Raw genomic sequence first — 18,346 nt, forward strand, 5'->3', positions numbered from 1 at the left:
ATCTTCAACCAATTATTCAATAAAAAAAATAACACATGGGTGGTTTACTTATTCTAATACCGATAATCATTGTCGGTTTTTTTATTTTGCTTTCGGGCATATTTACCGTAAAACAGCAAACGGCAGCTATTGTAGAACGTTTTGGAAAGTTTTTAAGTATCCGGAATTCGGGCTTGCATTTTAAAATCCCGGTTTTTGATCAAATTGCAGGCCGTATCAATCTTAAAATACAGCAATTGGATGTTTTGGTGGAAACAAAAACAAAGGATGATGTGTTTGTTCGGCTGAAAATTTCGGTACAATTTCAAGTGGTAAGGGAAAAAATTTACGATGCTTTTTACAAATTGCAGGATCCGCATGACCAGATTACCTCGTATGTTTTTGATGTGGTGCGGGCCGAAGTGCCTAAAATGAAATTGGACGACGTGTTTGAGCGCAAAGACGATATCGCCATTGCCGTTAAGGAGGAATTGAACGATGCCATGATCGATTATGGGTACGACATTATTAAAACCCTGGTGACCGATATTGATCCCGACGTACAGGTAAAGGCCGCGATGAACCGCATTAATGCTTCGGAACGGGAGAAGGTTGCCGCCGAATATGAAGCCGAGGCCGAACGCATTAAAATCGTAGCCAAGGCCCGTGCCGAAGCCGAAAGCAAACGCTTACAAGGACAAGGAATTGCCGACCAACGCCGGGAAATTGCCCGCGGGTTGGAGGAAAGCGTCGATGTGTTGAACAATGTGGGTATCAACTCGCAAGAAGCGTCTGCCTTGATTGTGGTTACACAGCATTACGACACCTTGCAATCCATTGGCGAAGAAACCAATACCAATTTAATTTTATTGCCTAATTCACCTCAAGCTGGCAGTAATATGTTGAACGATATGATTGCTTCATTTGTTGCGAGCAATAAAATTGGCGAGGAAATGCGCAAGCAAAATGAAGCAAAAGGCATTGGCAATACTCCTAAAACAAAGAAAAAACGGAACCCGCCACCATCATCGAACACGAACGATGATATCAATTTTTAAACTTAAAAAAGGGCGTCTAAAAAGTAAAAATAGATTGGGTTGTCTGGTCGAGCGCAGTCGAGACCTTATGGGGGCTTAACGGTCTAGAATTCTCGACTGCGCTCGAACGGACAGCTAAAGTTACTTTTTAGACACCCACTTTCTATTTATTCTTGAGGTTTTTTAAGCGTCTTTATCTTCTACCTCTTTTACTTTCTTTACTCCCAATATGGAATTGGCAATTTTTACCACCAATGCTTTTTGAAGGATAGAACCAACCATACTGGCCACGATATTTAAGGGCGAAAAGGTTTCTTTAAACGAGGTCTTGGTATTGCTTACGCTTAACTTTAACTCTTCCTTATCTATTTCCGATTTAAGCTTCAAATATTTAAGGTCGCGGTCTATTTCATCAAAAGTAGTGTATCGCTTCATACGGTCTCGTCTTCAATGGTTTCGTGAAATTCTTCTTTTTGCGCTTCGGCTTGTTGTTCTACCGTCTTTTTGGCATAATCATCATCATCGTACAATAAGGCCGAAAACTTTGTCAATAGCGTTCTTTCTATCATTTTCTTTCCAAATAGTACTAAGAATACCATCACGACAGCATAAAATCCGCCAACGATTAAGAAACCAGCATAACTGCTTTCCATTACGATGCCCAAATACAAGGCAACAGCAATAGAAATAAACAGCATAACAAAAAGTGAAAAACTACCAAAAACCAAGAGGTTAACGAGGGAAATGGCACCTTTCATCGAAGATTTGAACAGCTTGAGTTTATAATACTCAGCCGTACTGGTTCCAAAATCTTTGAATTTATCGCTTACGGTGTGTAAACTGTCGGTAAGACGATCAAATGCCATATTTATGAAGTTGCTTTTTTAGCTTTCGTTTTCGTTTGCTCTTTTTGGGCTTCCAGTTGCAATTTAGCGTTTTGTTTGCGCAACGCTTCCAGTTTGTCTTCCATGGCCGAAAGAATGTCGTCAGCTTTGTAGCTCGCCGAAGAGAGGGTGCTTTCCAGCTTTTCTTCAAAATTCAATCGGGCCTTTTGTGCTTTTTCGCTAAGGGTGTTTGATGTTTCCTTAACTTGCTTGTCCAGTTGTTTTCGGGCTTTTTTGGCCTCTTTGCTAATTTGCTTTCGGGTTTTCGATCCTTTATCTGGAGCGTAAAGAATACCTATTCCCGCTCCAATGGCGGCTCCTGTTAATAAAGCCAAAAGTGTTTGTCCAGTGTTCGATGCCATAATATTTGTTTATTGGTTAATAATTTACTCAAAATTACATAAGCAACCGTATAGTCGCTGTTAACAACCGGTTAATACTGAAAAAATTACTAATAAAATATTCTTAAAATGAAGTTTTTATTGCCAAAAGTTCTTAAAGTTCGATACTTCTGAAACCGTATTTCTTAAAATGGAACCTATCCTGATATTTTTCCCCAAGAATCCCGTAGCGGAACCGTACGGTTAAAAACGATTTTTTCTTCGGAAGAATCTTTGTCCACCACAAAATAACCCAATCGTTGAAACTGGACTTTATCCTCCACTTTTAAATTTTTCAAACTTGGCTCTGCATAAGCAGTAATAACCTCTAATGAATTGGGATTGATAAACTCCATGAAATCTTTTTCTTTGTCGGCATCTGGGATTGCTTCGGTAAATAAACGGTCGTACAGCCTAACTTCAACAGGGAGTGCATCTTTAATCGAAACCCAATGCAGGGTGCCTTTTACTTTGCGTTTAGAGGCTTCGCTGCCACTGCCGCTTTTGCTATCGGGATCGTAGGTGCAATGGATTTCGGTGATGTTGCCTTCGGCATCTTTAACCACGCTTTCGCCTTTAATGATATACGCATTTTTTAACCGGACTTCTTTGTTTAACGTCAACCGGAAAAACTTTCGGTTGGCTTCTTCTTTAAAATCTTCGCGTTCAATATACAGCTCGCGCGAAAACGGAATGTCGCGGTAGCCGGCGTTTTCATCTTCGGGATTGTTTTCAGCCTCGAGCATTTCGGTTTCACCTTCGGGATAATTGGTAATGACCAGTTTTATAGGGTTCAAGACAGTGAATACCCGTGGGGCACGTTTATTGAGGTCTTCGCGTACATTGAACTCCAAATGCGATACATCAATCACGTTTTCACGTTTGCCCACCCCAATGCTGTTGACAAAGTTTTTGATGGATTCTGGTGTGTAACCTCTTCTTCTTAATCCTGAAATAGTAGGCATCCTGGGGTCGTCCCAGCCGTTTACAATACCTTCTTCAACTAATCGAGCCAATTTGCGTTTGCTCACCACTGTATGGCTTAGGTTTCTACGGGCAAATTCGCGCTGTTTGGGGCGCAAGGTATTTTCTTCATGCACTTGGTCCAAAAACCAATTGTAAAGCTCTCTATGCGGTAAAAATTCAAGCGTACAGAGCGAATGCGACACCCGTTCTATGTAGTCGCTTTCGCCATGGGTCCAATCGTACATTGGGAAAATTTTCCAGTCGGTGCCCGTTCTATGATGGCTTTTGTGCAATACCCGGTACATAACCGGGTCGCGCATCAACATATTTCCAGACGCCATATCGATTTTGGCCCGTAACGTATGTTTGCCTTCTGGCAGTTCGCCATTTTTCATTTTTTCAAATAAATCTAAACTTTCATCAACCGGACGATTTCTGTACGGGCTTTCTGTTCCAGGTTCGTTTGGGGTTCCTTTTTGCTTGGCGATTTCTTCGGAAGATTGCGAATCGACATACGCTTTTCCATCTTTTATAAGTTGTACGGCCCAATCGTACAATTCCTGAAAATAATCGGATGCATAGCATTCTTTGGCCCATTCAAAGCCCAACCACGAGATATCGCGTTTTATGGCATCGACAAATTCCTGTTCTTCTTTTATGGGGTTGGTATCGTCAAAACGTAGGTTTACCGGGGCGTTATAGCGTTTTCCTAAACCAAAATTCAAGCAAATGGAAGACGCATGGCCAATGTGCAAATACCCGTTGGGCTCTGGTGGGAACCGAAACCGAAGTTGATCTGGGGTATGGGTTTTGGTAAGGTCTTCTTCTATAATATGCTCGATGAAATTAAGCGGTGCTTCTTCTTTTGCCATGGTCTGGAATTAGTTTATACCCGCAAATTTACCAAAATTATCGGTGTCTATAACAACTGGTATAAAATAGGTGTTTCAAAAAAAAGAGAGCCTCCCAAAAATTTTTATGAACACAAAACCTTAATACACTTGCAATTTTTTTAACTTTAAACATCTTTTCTTGAATAAGGTGTACTATGGGAAACAATTCGAGTACTCAATTAAGCCCGGTTTCGGTTTGGGCACTTGCTGCCGGTGGCATGGCCGGTGGCGGTATTTACACCGTTTTGGGCGTGGTCATTGCCGTTTCGGCGCAATGGAGCTGGTTAGCTTTTGTGGTTACCGGCATTGTAGCGTTGTGCTCGGCGTACAGTTATGTGTTTTTAACCAATAAATTCCACGAAGAAGGCGGTGCGTTTATCTTTCTTGAAAAGGTAAACGACAAGAAAATGGCAGGCAATCTAAGCTGGTTGTTAATTTTAGGGTATGTGCTCACCATATCGGTCTATGCATTTGCCTTTGGACACTATGTTTCGTATGCTTTTCACGGAAACCCGTTGCTTACGCGCATACTTGCTGCGGGAGTGGTCACGGTGCTAATTTTATTGAACCTTGCCGGAGTAGGCAAACTCACCAGGGTTGAAATCGTGATCGTTTCGATAAACTTGTTGGTCCTTGTGGCTCTTGGAGCTTATGGCGTTTCGCAATGGGATCCCGTGCAATTGGTAGCGGGCATTGAACCCCGGCCGGCTTGGTCTGTTTTTTTTGGCGGGGCCGCTATTTTTATGGGATATGAAGGATTTCAGCTGCTGACCTACGAATACGACAAAATTAAAAACCCAAAGAAAACCTTTATGCCGGTTATGCTAAGTGCCGTGATATTTGTAATCTTGGCCTATGTTTTGGTTGCTCTGGGCGCCACCATGCTCGGCGGTGCCGTTTCCATGATCAGTTTTAAGCAGATAGCGCTTTCGGTGGCTTCCAAGAGTGCGTTTGGATTGCCGGGGCTCATTGTGATGACCATTGCAGCAGCGTTTGCCACTGCAGCAGCCATTAATTCCACTTTGTTTTCTACGGCAAATTTATCGAAACGGATTGCCAGCCAGAAGGAGCTTCCCGCTTGGTTTAACCACACCAACGGCAACGGTATTCCAGATCGGTCCATTGTGCTGTTGGGCACTTTGGCGGGTACTTTGGCCGTCATTGGTTCGTTATCGTCTTTAGTTGAAGCTGCCAGTTTGGTGTTCCTGTTTACTTTTGGCGTGGTCAATTATATTGCTTTTAGGGAGTCCAACCATCGGAAATGGATACCAGCAACCGGAATGGTCGTGGCAGCCTTGGTCATGCTGTCGTTGGTATTTCGCTTGGCCATCTCGAAACCTATTGCCCTTTCGGGTATTGTATTGCTAATTGTATTGATTGTTTTAGGAAGGCCTTTGCTTCTGAAAAGCAATAACAAACAAGAAAAATGATATGAAAAAACAGCTGCTGCTTTTTATTTTCACAGTGTTTACAATATTTGGATGTGCTGTGCCAAAAGAACCCGCTTCCTTGCGCATAGGACAGTTTTTGGTTTCTGAAAAGGCTGTTGAAATCACTTTTCAGCATCAAGGAAACAAAGCTGTTTCAAAAATAATGACGTATGGCGATCTTACCGAATATATGACGTTAACGCCCGGAAAATATACGGTTACCGTAAAGATAAATGAGACTGTTATTCTGGAAAAAAAATTAGGTTTTGGCAGCAAAGGAACCTATACGCTATTTGTGTGTGGAATCCCTTCAGAAAAAGGAAAAACCAACCAAACTACCCTAAACAACAAACTGCACAACATAGTAGCGGGGGAAGAAGGCATAACGACCAATGGAAATTTACCCCAATTAAGGGTGTTGAACGATACGTTTGAAAGCAAGGATACCGAAGCCAAAATACGTTGGATCCACGCCGTTCCGGGATTACAACCCCTTTCTGCCACGTTATGGAACAAAAAAACAAATACAAAAACCAGTTTGGCTACCTTATCCTATCCGCTTGCATCAAAAAGTAAAGGGGTTTCATCGGGTGCTTACAGTTTAACTTGGAAGTTGAAAGGCAAACAGTTGACCACCGTTTCAAAAAACGTGGTGTGCAAACCCAAACACCTGTATACCTTTTTTGTTATAGGAAAACGCAACGATTTTGTCAATGAACTACAGGTGGTACAAGGTGTTTCGGAAAAATAAACCCATATTTGCAGTAGAAACTTTTATAAAGAATGGACACCATAACGCTTAAAAATATCCGCATTTTCGCCAATCACGGCTGCTTGACCGAAGAAGAAAAAATAGGGAGCGACTACCTAGTTAACGTATCGGTTACCGCAGATCTTTCTAAAGCTGCCCAAACCGATGCTTTAGCTGACACGGTGGACTACGTACAGCTTCAAAAAATAGTGCGTGAACAAATGGCCATCCGCTCTAAATTATTAGAGCAAGTGGGACAGCGCATTATAGACCAAATTTTAAAGGAAATTGCAATGGTTGATACCGTAAAAGTACGGGTTTCCAAGATCAATCCGCCTATTGGCGGGGATGTGGGCGAAGTGAGCGTAACGATGTTTTCGAGACGGTAATTTCAATTTAATTTAGGAAAATTCGGTTTAATTTTTTTACCTTTGCAAATCTTACTGGCATCGTGGCCGAGTGGCTAGGCAGAGCTCTGCAAAAGCTTGTACAGCGGTTCGAATCCGCTCGATGCCTCAACAAAACCTTCTTTCTTAATTGATGGAAGGTTTTTTATTTGTTCTTTTTGTTTATACCTACAAGGTTTCTAAAATCTTGCTGGATAAATCCGTAACGCTATTGTACTGGTTCTTCTACGGGTGGGATGGGTTTTTCGAGTGGGTGTTTTTGACCAGGAATGCGGTCGAGATTAGATTGCATTTCACCCGGAAATATGCCTTGTAACAGTAATAAAACACCAAATCCAACTATTAATACACTGACCCATTTTTTTGTTTTAATGACAAAGCGGGGCGTCATTTTGTTTTTGAGTTTTTTGGCCAAGGTAATTTTTAGTAAATCGGTGCAGAAAAAAGTGACCAAAACCGTCAATAGAAAGAAAAACACCCCATTTTCTGAATCGGTCAAGGCATTGGCCATAATGATGGTGCCTATCCATCCAGCCAAGACTCCAAAATTCACGAAATTGAGCAAAAACCCTTTTAAGAAAAGGCTGCCCAGTTTCTTTTTTACCTTAATGGCGTGGTGCTCGCGCACAATTTTATAAAACGAACGGTTGGTACGTATATAGGAAATTATACCGTAAGCTATTAAAACCACCCCTCCAAATATGAGCAAACCCGGGTCATCTTTTACCTTATCCAATATTTTACTGGTACTGAAATAGGCAATGATTATAAAAATAATATCGGCAAAAATTGCACCCAAATCAAAAAACAACCCTGATTTAAAACCTTTGGTGATGCTGGTTTCAATGAGGGTAAAAAAGACAGGGCCTACCGCAAAAGCCAGTAGGAACCCATAAAAAGCTGCATATCCAATACCATCGAACATAGTATTGTAAAAGTACAAATAAGTTTATACTTGAAAATAGTTTGAAAGACTATGTTTTAAAAAGCCTTAAATTAATAAGATCACCTTACTGTTCAATTTCTTTTCGGCTTCCCAACATCTTAAAATCCAAATGTTTGCGAACCAAGTCGGCATTTTTTACTTTTACATACACTTCATCGCCTAAGGTATATTTGTTGTGGGTACGTTGCCCGATAACGGCAAATTCGTCCTTATCAAACACATAATGATCGTCGCGCAGGTCGTTAAGGCGCACCATCCCTTCACATTTATTGGAAATGATCTCTACGTAAATCCCCCATTCGGTAACACCTGAAATAACGCCTAAAAACTCCTCGTCTTCATGATCCATCATGTATTTAACCTGCATGTATTTAATGCTGTCACGCTCGGCATTGACGGCTAAATTTTCCATTTCGCTGGAATGGCCACATTTTTCTTCGTATTCATCTTGGTTGGCCGACTGTTTTTTATCCAGATACCGCTGTAATAACCGGTGTACCATAACATCGGGATACCGACGTATGGGCGAGGTAAAGTGCGTATAATAATCGAAAGCCAAACCGTAATGCCCAATATTATTGGTGGTATAGACCGCTTTGCTCATGGTCCTTATGGCCAAAACATCGACTAGATTTTGTTCTTTTTTACCCACCACGTCTTTCAATAGTTTATTGATGGAATTGGCCGTTTTTTTAGGGTCCCGGGTGTCCAATTTATAGCCAAACCGTTTTATAATGCGTTCCAGTGCGGCTATTTTCTCGTCATCGGGTTCGGCGTGCACTCGATACACGAACGTTTTTTCGGGCTTTTGCTTGCCGATGAATTCAGCAACATTTCGGTTGGCCAAGAGCATAAATTCTTCAATCAATTTATTGGCGTCCTTGCTTTCCTTGAAATATACGCCTTCCGGTTCGTTGTTTTCATCTAATTTGAATTTTACTTCCACTTTATCAAATGAGATGGCTCCTTGACGCATACGTTTGGTGCGCAGTATTTTTGCCATGCGGTCCATTTCTAAAATGGCTGAAGCAATATTGGAATCGACCGTATATTTTTTATCGGTAATGGATATTTCCGAAGGGATTTCGTGTGACTTTCTATCTGGATTTTCAATAATGTGCTGTGCTTCTTCATACGCAAAACGGGCATCACTGTATGTTACCGTACGACCAAACCATTGTTTTTTAACCTTGGCTTGGTTATCTATTTCAAAAACAGCCGAGAAGGTGTATTTTTCTTCGTTAGGGCGTAAGGAACACGCCTTGTTTGAGAGTACTTCAGGCAACATGGGTACTACACGATCTACTAAATATACAGAGGTGGCACGCTCGTAGGCTTCATCGTCCAATACCGTTCCCGGTTGTACGTAGTGGGACACATCGGCAATGTGGATGCCTATTTCGTAATTTCCGTTTTCCAATTTCTGAAAAGACAACGCATCATCAAAATCCTTGGCGTCTTTCGGGTCTATGGTAAACGTGAGCACATCGCGCATATCGCGGCGTTTTTTAATTTCACTTTCTTGAATGGACGTGTCCAGTTGGTTGGCATAGTCCTCCACTTCTTTTGGAAATTCATACGGCAATCCATATTGTGCCAAAATGGCATGGATTTCGGTATGGTGCTCTCCGGGTTTACCAAGTACTTTTTTAATTTGGCCAAGTGGCGAATCGGCTTTTTGGGGCCAATCGATGATTTCTACCAATACTTTTTCGCCGTTTTTGGCTTTACCAATATTGCTTTTTGGCACAAAAATATCGGTGTACATGCTGCTGTCGTTTATTTCAACAAAAGCAAAATTTTCATGGATATCTATGGTACCTACAAATTCGGTACGTTTGCGTTGCAGGATGTTGGTAATTTCGCCTTCGGCTTTGCCACGTTTTTTGCGTTTAAACACATACACTTCAACTACATCGCCGTTTAGGGCTTTGTTGAGGTTTTTGTTGCTTACGAAAATATCGTCTTCCAGATCGTCAACAATAATGTAGCCTTGACCACGGCTGGTAATATCGACCACGCCGGTATAATGGTTTTTTGATGGGGCAATGATGTATTTTCCCCGTTCTACTTCTTCGATGGTGCCTTTAGCCGTTAACTGTTTGAGTTTTTTGGTGATTTGGTTTCGGCTATTGGGGTCGTCTAAACCTAATTTGGCCGCAATCTGTTTGTAGTTATAGGGTTTGGAATTTGCTTTGCGCAGTATTTTTATGATGCTTTCTCCAAGCCCCTTTATTTTGTTATTTTTCTTCTTCGTATTTCTTTTTGGCATTGTTATATTTTAATTGATGTAAATGTACCATTATTAAGACAATAGCACGGTTTCTTTAGCAAAGATTTAGTACCTTGATACGGTTTAAAACGCAACACATTAAAAGCAATGGAGAATTTTGTGATCATAGCAACCTTTACCTACCAGAGCGAATATGCCGTCTTGGCCTTGCTTTTAGAGCAACACGATATCCCGCACGTATTTTTAAACGAAACGATGGCCAGTGTTTTTCCCTTCTACTCAAATGCTATTGGCGGCATTAGGTTACAAGTGCATAAAAAGGACGAAGCCCGTGCCAAGAAAATTATCGAGGATTTTTTCAATACGTCAAAAATGCGGATTGTTTGAGTTTTCAACCTTATCAACAATATAATAATCATCTTTTTTCTTTTTTAAAATTTTAAAATAAATAATGATGGTTATTATAGGCTGTTAATATGTAGCATAACTTTTTGAAGTTTTATTTTGTTTTTAAGTTATCGATTGTTTTGTACCAGTTGTTAACAAATTTTTAAGAACGTTTAAGGTTGAAAAATAACAACATAAAGACTAATATCAACAGCTGTCAACAATCCTTGTTAACAACGTATTTTTAATATGTATTTCTGAAATGGCTGTTTGCAACCAACATTTTATTGCTCATAACTCGCTTAAAAAAGATGGACTTAAAATTTGCTTTTGAATATTTAAAAACCATATTTAAATTTCGATTCAATTCCGCAACTTTATTTTTATTTAACTATCAACAATTATAAACATAGTTGTTAACTTTAATGTGAAGGAATCTTTAACAAAAGGTAACCATTTGATTTTTAATTCTAAAGGTTAATTTACTCAATATTACCCCTATCTTTGTAGTAAAACAAACACCATGAAAATAGCCATAGGAAACGACCACGCCGGGACCGAATACAAAAAAACGATTGTATCTTATTTAAAATCAAAAAATTACGAAGTTATTAACTACGGGACCGATAGCGAAGAAAGTGTAGATTATCCAGACTTTGTTCACCCAGTTGCAGACGATGTGGAAAACCAAAAAGTAGATTTTGGAATCATTATCTGCGGAAGCGGAAACGGAGCAAATATGACAGCCAATAAGCACCAAAAAGTACGTTCGGCTTTATGTTGGACCAAAGAAATTACCGCTTTGGCCAGGGAGCACAACGATGCCAACATTTTAAGTATTCCTGCGCGTTTTACCAGCGAGCCCCAAGCCTTGGAGATGGTAAAAACGTTTCTTTCAACAAAATTTGAAGGCGGTCGCCACAAACGTAGGGTTGACAAGATAGCTTGCTCCTAATTTGTTGTACTATACATGAACGAAGCGCACACACATACCCACGACCATGCCGATTTAAAAGGAAGGAAGTTGTTGATAACAATTATCTTAAATATCGTTATCACGGTTTCTCAAGTTATCGGCGGATTGGTATCTGGCAGTCTTTCGCTGTTGAGCGATGCGTTGCACAATTTTAGCGATGTTGCTTCTTTGGTCATTAGTTATGTGGCCGATAGATATTCAAAAAAAGAAGCTTCGTTCGATAAAACGTTTGGTTATAAACGTGCTGAGATTATCGCTGCCTTCGTTAATGCCGCTACGCTGTTGGTGGTTGCGGTGTACCTTATTTATGAAGCTGTAAAACGGTTTATCAATCCGCAGGAAATTGAAAGCGGGTTGGTAATTTGGTTGGCCGTGTTGGGGATTGTAGCCAATGGTTTCAGTGTGCTGTTGCTCTACAAAGATTCTAAAGAAAACATGAACATGCGATCGGCCTATGTTCATTTATTGACCGATATGTCGGCTTCGGTAGCCGTGTTGATCGGTGGCTTGTTGATGAAATATTTCGGTTGGTTTTGGATCGATAGCGTCCTTACTGTGTTAATTGCCATTTATTTGCTGGTGGTTGGGTACGATCTTTTAAAAAATTCGTTTAATGTATTGATGTTGTTTACGCCAAAAGACATTAAATTGGAACGCATCAGCAAAAAAATAACGACCATTTCTGAAGTAAAGAGCATCCACCACATTCACGTATGGCAACTCAATGAACAAGAAACACATTTGGAAGCGCATATCGATTTTTCAAAGGATTTGACCCTTTCAGAATTTGATGAAATTTTGGAAAAAGTGGAAAAAATATTGTTTGATGACTTCGGAATAAATCACGTTAATATTCAACCGGAATATCAAAAAGACGATCCGAAAGAAATTATTGTTCAGGATTGATTATTTGTTAGACCTCAAAGGTTTTTAAAATCTTTAAATCTTTGAGGTCTGTATTATTGATTAAATTTATTCTATGGAAATATCCATCAAAAAATTTGAAGAGCTATCCATTTACGAACTGCATGATATATTACAGCTTCGTTCTGAAGTATTTGTGGTAGAACAAGATTGCGTGTATCAAGATATTGATGGGAAAGACGCAAAAGCACTTCATATTATCGGGAAAAAAGATGGTAAAATAATTGCGTACACCCGTTGTTTCCCACCTGGGTTTTATTTTGAAGAAGCTGCCATTGGCAGGGTGGTGGTAGCAAAAAATCAACGAAAATGCAATTATGGGCACGCCATAATGGAAGCTTCAAAAACGGCCATTAAAAAGCACTATCAAACCGAAAACATTAAACTTTCGGCCCAACAGTATTTAATAAAATTTTACCAATCGCACGGTTTTCAACCCATTGGCGAAGGATACTTAGAAGATGGCATCCCACACATTGCTATGGTTACAGCTTAATGAGCTTTTTGTCCATATTAAGGTGGTCCAGCATTTCGTTGGTGAACTTGTAATGCCCCCGGCGGGTAATGATTTTAAAACGCTCGTTGCGCATGCGTGTCAGTACGTCCAAAAAGCGCCACTTGGACTTTAGTAAATTTGTTCTGTCAGACTTTAAACTCACTTCAAAATAATGCTTAATGCCTGCTCGTTCCGCTACAATATCAGGGGTGATGCTTACATCACTTCCTTTTTTATTGTACGACTTAGGGGTCTCATAGCCTTCAATATCGGCTTTAATGTTCTCAAATCCTTTGTTTTCCAAATATGCAACAGATTCTTTAAGAACTTCGTCGTTTTCCTGCTTGTCTGTTTGTACCATAACCCATATTATACGGAAATTTGACCAATTTCGCTATTAAAATAATGTTAATAAATGGTTCAACCTACTGTAAAAGCATTTAATGATACGGTATTTTCATCTCATTAATTAAACTATTGATAACGCATTCAACCCTGCATTATATATCATTCAGTTCTTTGTCAAATATTAAAACTCCTTAACTTCTTTCCCTTTTGAAACCACTGTTTTATTGAATGGAATTCCCAATTGGATGCTAATATTTTCATCGTCAGTATGATCAGCCAGATCGACACCGTATTGAATTTTTGAAACATCGTCATACACAAACGTGTCGAACAACCGGTCCCAAATGGAGAACATATTACCAAAATTGCTGTCGGTCCAAGGCATTTGATAATGATGGTGAAATTTGTGCATGTTGGGTGTTACAAATAGGTAACTGATCGCTTTGTCCAACTTTGGTGGAAGGCTGATGTTGGCATGTGTCCAATATGTAAACAGCACGCTTAAAATTCGGTAAAACAAATAAAAGGCGATAGGCATTCCCATGATGAGTACGGCAAGTAGCGCAAAAGTTTCCCGAATAATAAAATCGAACGGATGGTGGCGTGTGCCGGTGGTAACATCTACGTTTTTGTCGCTGTGGTGTACTATATGCAACCGCCACATAGCGGGAACTTTGTGCAATAGGTAGTGTACGCCGTATTGCGCGATAAAATCCAATACCAAGAGCGAAAGCAGCAATTCCACCCAGATAGGCGCTTTAAACAGGTGCAGCAATCCAAATTGCGAATCATTCAGCCAAATAAAAACGGCGGCGGTCGCAATCCCGAACACGGCATTAATAATCATGACAAAAGCCAACAAAATTAGGTTGGTCTTGGCGTGTTTCCACTTTTTGTATTTTAAAACTACCAAGCTGTAATACCCCTCCAATATCCAAAAAAACGCCAACACAACGAACACCCAGCCGGCTTTCATCCAGATGGGCATGGTTTCGAAGAAGTTTAGGAAAGGTTCCATTTATTTTAAAAGCAATATTTATTATTAAATCAAATATATTAAAACAATTATAGATTAATAACTAAACCTGTTATCCACGGTTGATTTTCGTAGCGTTTATTCAAAAATTAACATTGAACTGTAAGTTTGTTTCGTTTATTTCGTTTAATATTGTGTTACCATAAGCAAATTACACTCATGAAAACATTTAAGAATAGTATTAAACCATCTAAAGATGAGCAAAAAATTGCAATAGAATCTTATGATGCTTTAGCTTCTGTAATAGAACAATTAAGATCTGACAATCCAGAAATAGAGATTGAAGAAACACAAGAAAGAATTAAAATCCCTTTAAGTGCTTTAAAATTATTAGGGGATATTTTAAAAGCAATGAGCGAAGGCAAACCTTTTTCACTTGTTCCAATAGCAACCGAAGTTACAACCCAAAAAGCTGCTGAAATTTTAGGTTGCTCAAGACCACATTTGGTTAAACTATTGGAAGATGGAAAAATAGATTTTACCAAAGTTGGAAAACATAGAAGAGTTAGGTTTGAAGATGTTATGAAGTATAAAAAGCACATGAAGAAGATACAGAAGCAGCACATTATCGATATCATGAAATCTGATGAAGAATTAGGAGTATATGATTCATAGTGTACGGTTTAAGTGTGTTTTGGACACAAATGTGATATATCCCATTGAAATAAGGGATTTACTTTTTTGGTTTGCTTTTTATGATATGTTTACCCCAAAATGGAGTGAACACATATTCGATGAATGGAAGGATGTGATGAAACGAAAAGGCATTGATGAAAAGGAGGCAAAAAAGAGAATCGGGAAGGCAAATTTAGCATTCCCCGATGCATTGGTTACAAACTATTCGGGACTTATTGAAGGGTTGGAATTACCAGATATGAAAGATTGCCACGTATTGGCTGCTGCCATAAAAACCAATGCTAACGTTATAGTTACCAATAATATTAAAGATTTTCCAAAAGACTATTTGGCTTCTTTTGGATTATCTGCTAAAACAGCAGATGATTTTTTAACAGACATCATAGATTTAAACCCAGAACAAGCTGTTAAAGCCTTTAAAGATATGGTATTGAACAGAAGAAACCCAGATTTGGATGAATTTGAAGTTCTTGAAATTCTAAGAAAAAGAGGTTTAAAAGAAACAGCTGATTTTCTGCATTCTCAATTATAATAAAGGACGATACTAATTTTTTTAAAAGGTTATGAGTGGTCCCGATGATAATCGGGATCGTATCGAAACCACCGACTTTTCTTACTTCAAAATCTTCTCATACCGATTACCATCGGTCAATACTGAAACCGCTTCCAATATTTCGGGATTGTGGTCTAAATGGTAATTGTACATACCGTTCCGGTAAAAAAAGCGTTTTAAAATTTCGTCGCTGAGCAAGGATTTTATTTCGGCTTTTTTTGAAACTAAGGCTTTTTCCTTGGCTTTATCTATAGAAGTCATTAATTGGTTGTACCCTTGCTGTATTTCGTCTTTAAGGTCGTCATCTTCCGCTCTTCGAAGGGCTTCAGCAAATTCTTTTTCGGTTTCGGTTTCGTATTCAAAACCATTTTTCTTTAAATAGGTTACAAAATTTTGGAAATCAGTATCGGTAAATTTAAATGTATGGTAATCTTCCAATTGATTCGAATAGTAATACTGCGTAGCATAATCAAAAATTGCCATATCTTTTAGCAAGGCTGTAGTAATTGGACTGAATTTCGCCGTTTCCACTTCCACATCGGGCATTATGCCACCGCCGTCATACACCGTTCTACCGCCTTTGGTTTTAAACTCGTTGTATTCTTCGGTATCTACCCGTATAGGATCGCCATTTTCGTCCCGGTTCCAATAATCCAATGCCTGGATACAACGACCGCTTGGTGTATAATAACGGGAAATCGTTACTTTTAACTGGGTGCCATATGTAAGCTTTTTAGGGCGCTGTACAAGACCTTTTCCAAAACTTCGCGCTCCAACCACCACGGCACGATCTAAGTCTTGCAATCCGCCCGAAACAATTTCGCTGGCCGATGCACTGCGGCCATTGACCAGCACGACGATAGGAATATTGGTATCAACTGGATTGGATTTGGTTTTATAGACCTTGTTGTACTTTTCGATTACCGATTTGGTGGTGGTGATCACTTCGCCTTTGTCCACAAAAAGATTGACGATTTTTATGGCTTCGTTTAAAAGACCGCCGGGGTTGCCGCGCAGGTCCAATATTAATTTATCGGCGCCTTGCAGCTTGAGGTCTTCTAAAGCAGATTTGGTTTCGGCAGCAGCTTTTCGGTTGAACTTGCTCAACACAATGTACCCAATGTTGTCGTCCATTAAAGTGTAAAACGGAACCGCTTTTATTCCTACTTTTTCGCGTTTTAAGGTGGTTGTTTGGGTTTTTCCTTGGCGTTTATAGGTAATTTCTACAGCGCTTCCGTTAGAACCTTTTAGCAGCTCCCCGGCATCGCCATCAAATCCAGCGACCGAAGTGTTGCCTATTTTCACGATCTCATCGCCCGCTTTTAACCCAGCTTTGTCGGCCGGATAATCCTGAAACGGTTCTATGATGGTAATTTTATCTTTGGTGGTTTTAACCGAAGCGCCAATCCCGGTATATGTACCGGAATTTTGGATGCGGGCATCTTCCACTTCCTGTTCGTTCCAATAGACGGTGTAGGGATCCAAGTCTTCCAGCATGCCATTAATGGCTTTGTCCATCAAGGTTGCTGGTGTCACCTCATCCACATAATTCATGTTCAGCTCTTTGTAGAGGGTGGTGAAGATTTCTATCTGTTTCGCAATTTCAAAGAAATCACTTTTAAAACTCACCGTTGTAAATAGAATAACCACGGCGATTATTGGGATAAATATTTTCTTTTTCATGATTTTTATTTTAAAATGGCTACGGTAGACAGTAAAAATATCAGTTACTAGTTTAAAGTACAAAACATTTTCTCAAAACAAAAAGTATGTTTGGAGACGATAATTTTGATTATATATAGTTTGGCTTGGTTTTTCTTTTCAATTAATACTTCAATCAAGATAATCCTAGGAAATATTACTTTCACATTATGGTTCGGTAGAACTATTCTTCAAGGAAACATAGCGATCATTATACTCACTCAAGGGCTAATATTTATCTCAAATTCATTCAAGTTATCATTTATTCCAATTTCAATTGCAGATTGTACAAATTCATATATTGATTTGCGCAATAAGGTGATATTATCATACATTTTATGAAACTCTGCTATGCTTCTTGTTGGTGATGGATGAATTAATTTATTTCTAATTTTAAGAAAATCTTTAAGTAAGTCTAAGGGAACATGACTATTTGGGGTGTTTTGATTAAGTAATGTATTCTTTATTAGTCTAGCTTGAACTATAGTCTTATGTAAATTTTGCTTTTGGGATATTGATTTAATAGTTGGATCATTTTTGGATAAAAAAGGGTCGATCATAGATCTCAAGAAGACAATATTTTCGAAAATATGTTTAGAAGTATACTCACTTTGAATTATTAATCTATAGTAAAGCTTGTTCTTCAAGAAATTCATTAAGGTTTTAATCTTTATAAGGCTTTCTTGTTTAATATCATTGAGTAAGATAGAATGTTTAGAATTAGACCAAGATACCCCTGCAAATGGAAAATTATCCGAAGATATAGAAGTTAATTTGCTTAGGTTATCAGAATAATGAAATTGTAAAAGAAAAGCTAAAGTTAAATGGTTTGAATAAATTTCATCGAGTTTGTCAAACCAAATATGTCTGTTGTGATGCTGTGCTTTATCGCTTTCTATAACTACTTCGCTAATTATAATAGTTGAATTATTTTTTAGACACGAATTTTGTTCAATGGTGTGATCGCTTATTCGGTATTCTTTTGCAATTGATTGGAATTCATTCGTGTTTAGTGATGATATATAAATATTATCAACTTTAAAATCATCAGCACTCATTTTCAATGGTACAATAGACCAATGATAAATGGTCAATTTTGATACATCACCATTTAAAAAATTTAAAAATTCTTTTAAAACATCGTTTGTATTACGACTGACCCTAATACCTATGTGCTTAAATCGCTTTATAAAATCTTCTAAATATAGAGAAAGATTGTTTGCTGGAATAAAGTTACTGGGTCTGTCTAGTAGATGGTAATCTAATTTAGGGTTACGAATATATTTATTGTGATCAGTTAGATATGAGTTATCTTCATTTATTTTTTTTAGAATATACTCTTTATCCATTTTTTATTTTAATTGGGCATAACAAATATATACA

General features: G+C 38.8%; 20 protein-coding genes and 1 tRNA gene. 11 read left to right on the forward strand and 10 right to left on the reverse strand.

From position 1 onward, the window contains the following. Window positions 1–35: 35 nt before the first annotated feature. Entirely contained in the window at window positions 36–1,037 is a 1,002-nt protein-coding gene (locus tag DDV96_RS07045) for an SPFH domain-containing protein (protein WP_116694058.1), read from the forward strand. Between the two features lie 162 nt (window positions 1,038–1,199). Here the strand turns inward: DDV96_RS07045 and DDV96_RS07050 are convergent, their stop codons facing one another. The 4 genes from DDV96_RS07050 to DDV96_RS07065 form a co-directional block, all read right to left on the reverse strand. After that, window positions 1,200–1,451 carry a DUF6327 family protein gene (locus DDV96_RS07050; protein WP_116694059.1) on the reverse strand — a complete coding sequence of 84 codons (252 nt, stop codon included), beginning with the start codon at window positions 1,449–1,451 and terminating at the stop codon, window positions 1,200–1,202. After that, entirely contained in the window at window positions 1,448–1,882 is a 435-nt protein-coding gene (locus DDV96_RS07055; protein WP_116694060.1) for a phage holin family protein, read from the reverse strand. The genes DDV96_RS07050 and DDV96_RS07055 overlap by 4 nt, the downstream gene beginning before the upstream one ends. 2 nt (window positions 1,883–1,884) lie before the next feature. Further along, window positions 1,885–2,262 carry a YtxH domain-containing protein gene (locus DDV96_RS07060; protein ID WP_116694061.1) on the reverse strand — a complete coding sequence of 126 codons (378 nt, stop codon included), beginning with the start codon at window positions 2,260–2,262 and terminating at the stop codon, window positions 1,885–1,887. A 176-nt stretch (window positions 2,263–2,438) separates the two neighbouring features. After that, window positions 2,439–4,118 (reverse strand): glutamine--tRNA ligase/YqeY domain fusion protein, encoded by a 1,680-nt coding sequence (locus tag DDV96_RS07065; protein WP_116694062.1) that lies wholly within the window; start codon window positions 4,116–4,118, stop codon window positions 2,439–2,441. A 176-nt stretch (window positions 4,119–4,294) separates the two neighbouring features. On the opposite strand from DDV96_RS07065, the gene DDV96_RS07070 reads away from it, so the two are divergent. The 4 genes from DDV96_RS07070 to DDV96_RS07085 all read left to right on the forward strand — a co-directional run bounded on the left by DDV96_RS07070 (window position 4,295) and on the right by DDV96_RS07085 (window position 6,836). After that, window positions 4,295–5,569, forward strand: a complete 1,275-nt coding sequence (locus DDV96_RS07070; RefSeq protein ID WP_116694063.1) for an APC family permease — start codon at window positions 4,295–4,297, stop codon at window positions 5,567–5,569. A gap of 1 nt (window position 5,570) precedes the next feature. Continuing rightward, the gene (locus tag DDV96_RS07075; RefSeq protein WP_116694064.1) at window positions 5,571–6,320 is read left to right on the forward strand and encodes a DUF4397 domain-containing protein; all 750 of its coding nucleotides are present in this window, start codon (window positions 5,571–5,573) and stop codon (window positions 6,318–6,320) included. 32 nt (window positions 6,321–6,352) lie between these two features. Continuing rightward, window positions 6,353–6,709, forward strand: coding sequence for a dihydroneopterin aldolase (folB, locus tag DDV96_RS07080; protein ID WP_116694065.1), 357 nt, complete (start codon window positions 6,353–6,355; stop codon window positions 6,707–6,709). A 56-nt stretch (window positions 6,710–6,765) separates the two neighbouring features. Continuing rightward, window positions 6,766–6,836: transfer RNA gene (locus DDV96_RS07085), tRNA-Cys, on the forward strand. A gap of 99 nt (window positions 6,837–6,935) precedes the next feature. On the opposite strand, the gene DDV96_RS07090 is transcribed toward DDV96_RS07085, so the two are convergent. Beyond that, window positions 6,936–7,670, reverse strand: coding sequence for a LysE family translocator (locus tag DDV96_RS07090; protein ID WP_317045951.1), 735 nt, complete (start codon window positions 7,668–7,670; stop codon window positions 6,936–6,938). 67 nt (window positions 7,671–7,737) lie between these two features. After that, complete coding sequence (gene rnr, locus DDV96_RS07095) at window positions 7,738–9,945, reverse strand: ribonuclease R (protein ID WP_116694067.1); 2,208 nt, start codon at window positions 9,943–9,945, stop codon at window positions 7,738–7,740. A gap of 108 nt (window positions 9,946–10,053) precedes the next feature. Here rnr and DDV96_RS07100 point away from each other — a divergent pair, with 108 nt between their 5' ends. The 4 genes from DDV96_RS07100 (at window position 10,054) to DDV96_RS07115 (ending at window position 12,689) form a co-directional block, all read left to right on the forward strand. After that, a complete protein-coding gene (locus tag DDV96_RS07100) occupies window positions 10,054–10,293 on the forward strand; it encodes a putative signal transducing protein (protein WP_116694068.1) in 240 nt (79 codons plus the stop codon). Between the two features lie 523 nt (window positions 10,294–10,816). After that, window positions 10,817–11,248 carry a ribose 5-phosphate isomerase B gene (gene rpiB, locus DDV96_RS07105; protein ID WP_116694069.1) on the forward strand — a complete coding sequence of 144 codons (432 nt, stop codon included), beginning with the start codon at window positions 10,817–10,819 and terminating at the stop codon, window positions 11,246–11,248. Between the two features lie 15 nt (window positions 11,249–11,263). Next, window positions 11,264–12,175, forward strand: a complete 912-nt coding sequence (locus DDV96_RS07110) for a cation diffusion facilitator family transporter (RefSeq protein WP_116694070.1) — start codon at window positions 11,264–11,266, stop codon at window positions 12,173–12,175. Between the two features lie 73 nt (window positions 12,176–12,248). Beyond that, on the forward strand, window positions 12,249–12,689 hold the full coding sequence (locus DDV96_RS07115) for a GNAT family N-acetyltransferase (protein WP_116694071.1): 441 nt from the start codon (window positions 12,249–12,251) through the stop codon (window positions 12,687–12,689). On the opposite strand, the gene DDV96_RS07120 is transcribed toward DDV96_RS07115, so the two are convergent. Together DDV96_RS07120 and DDV96_RS07125 are read right to left on the reverse strand one after the other, a co-directional pair. After that, a complete protein-coding gene (locus tag DDV96_RS07120; RefSeq protein ID WP_116694072.1) occupies window positions 12,679–13,050 on the reverse strand; it encodes a hypothetical protein in 372 nt (123 codons plus the stop codon). The two genes, DDV96_RS07115 and DDV96_RS07120, sit on opposite strands and share 11 nt — an antisense overlap. 168 nt (window positions 13,051–13,218) lie before the next feature. Beyond that, complete coding sequence (locus DDV96_RS07125) at window positions 13,219–14,055, reverse strand: sterol desaturase family protein (protein ID WP_116694073.1); 837 nt, start codon at window positions 14,053–14,055, stop codon at window positions 13,219–13,221. Window positions 14,056–14,232: 177 nt separating this feature from the next. Here DDV96_RS07125 and DDV96_RS07130 point away from each other — a divergent pair, with 177 nt between their 5' ends. Both DDV96_RS07130 and DDV96_RS07135 read left to right on the forward strand, forming a co-directional pair. Then, window positions 14,233–14,688, forward strand: a complete 456-nt coding sequence (locus DDV96_RS07130) for a helix-turn-helix domain-containing protein (RefSeq protein WP_116694074.1) — start codon at window positions 14,233–14,235, stop codon at window positions 14,686–14,688. Further along, on the forward strand, window positions 14,678–15,241 hold the full coding sequence (locus DDV96_RS07135; protein WP_116694075.1) for a PIN domain-containing protein: 564 nt from the start codon (window positions 14,678–14,680) through the stop codon (window positions 15,239–15,241). The genes DDV96_RS07130 and DDV96_RS07135 overlap by 11 nt, the downstream gene beginning before the upstream one ends. 81 nt (window positions 15,242–15,322) lie before the next feature. Here the strand turns inward: DDV96_RS07135 and DDV96_RS07140 are convergent, their stop codons facing one another. Beyond that, window positions 15,323–16,945, reverse strand: a complete 1,623-nt coding sequence (locus DDV96_RS07140) for a S41 family peptidase (protein WP_116694076.1) — start codon at window positions 16,943–16,945, stop codon at window positions 15,323–15,325. Window positions 16,946–17,184: 239 nt separating this feature from the next. Then, the gene (locus DDV96_RS07145) at window positions 17,185–18,312 is read right to left on the reverse strand and encodes a hypothetical protein (RefSeq protein WP_116694077.1); all 1,128 of its coding nucleotides are present in this window, start codon (window positions 18,310–18,312) and stop codon (window positions 17,185–17,187) included. Window positions 18,313–18,346: the final 34 nt, after the last annotated feature.

Source organism: Marixanthomonas spongiae (genome assembly GCF_003095375.1).
Lineage (GTDB): Bacteria > Bacteroidota > Bacteroidia > Flavobacteriales > Flavobacteriaceae > Marixanthomonas > Marixanthomonas spongiae.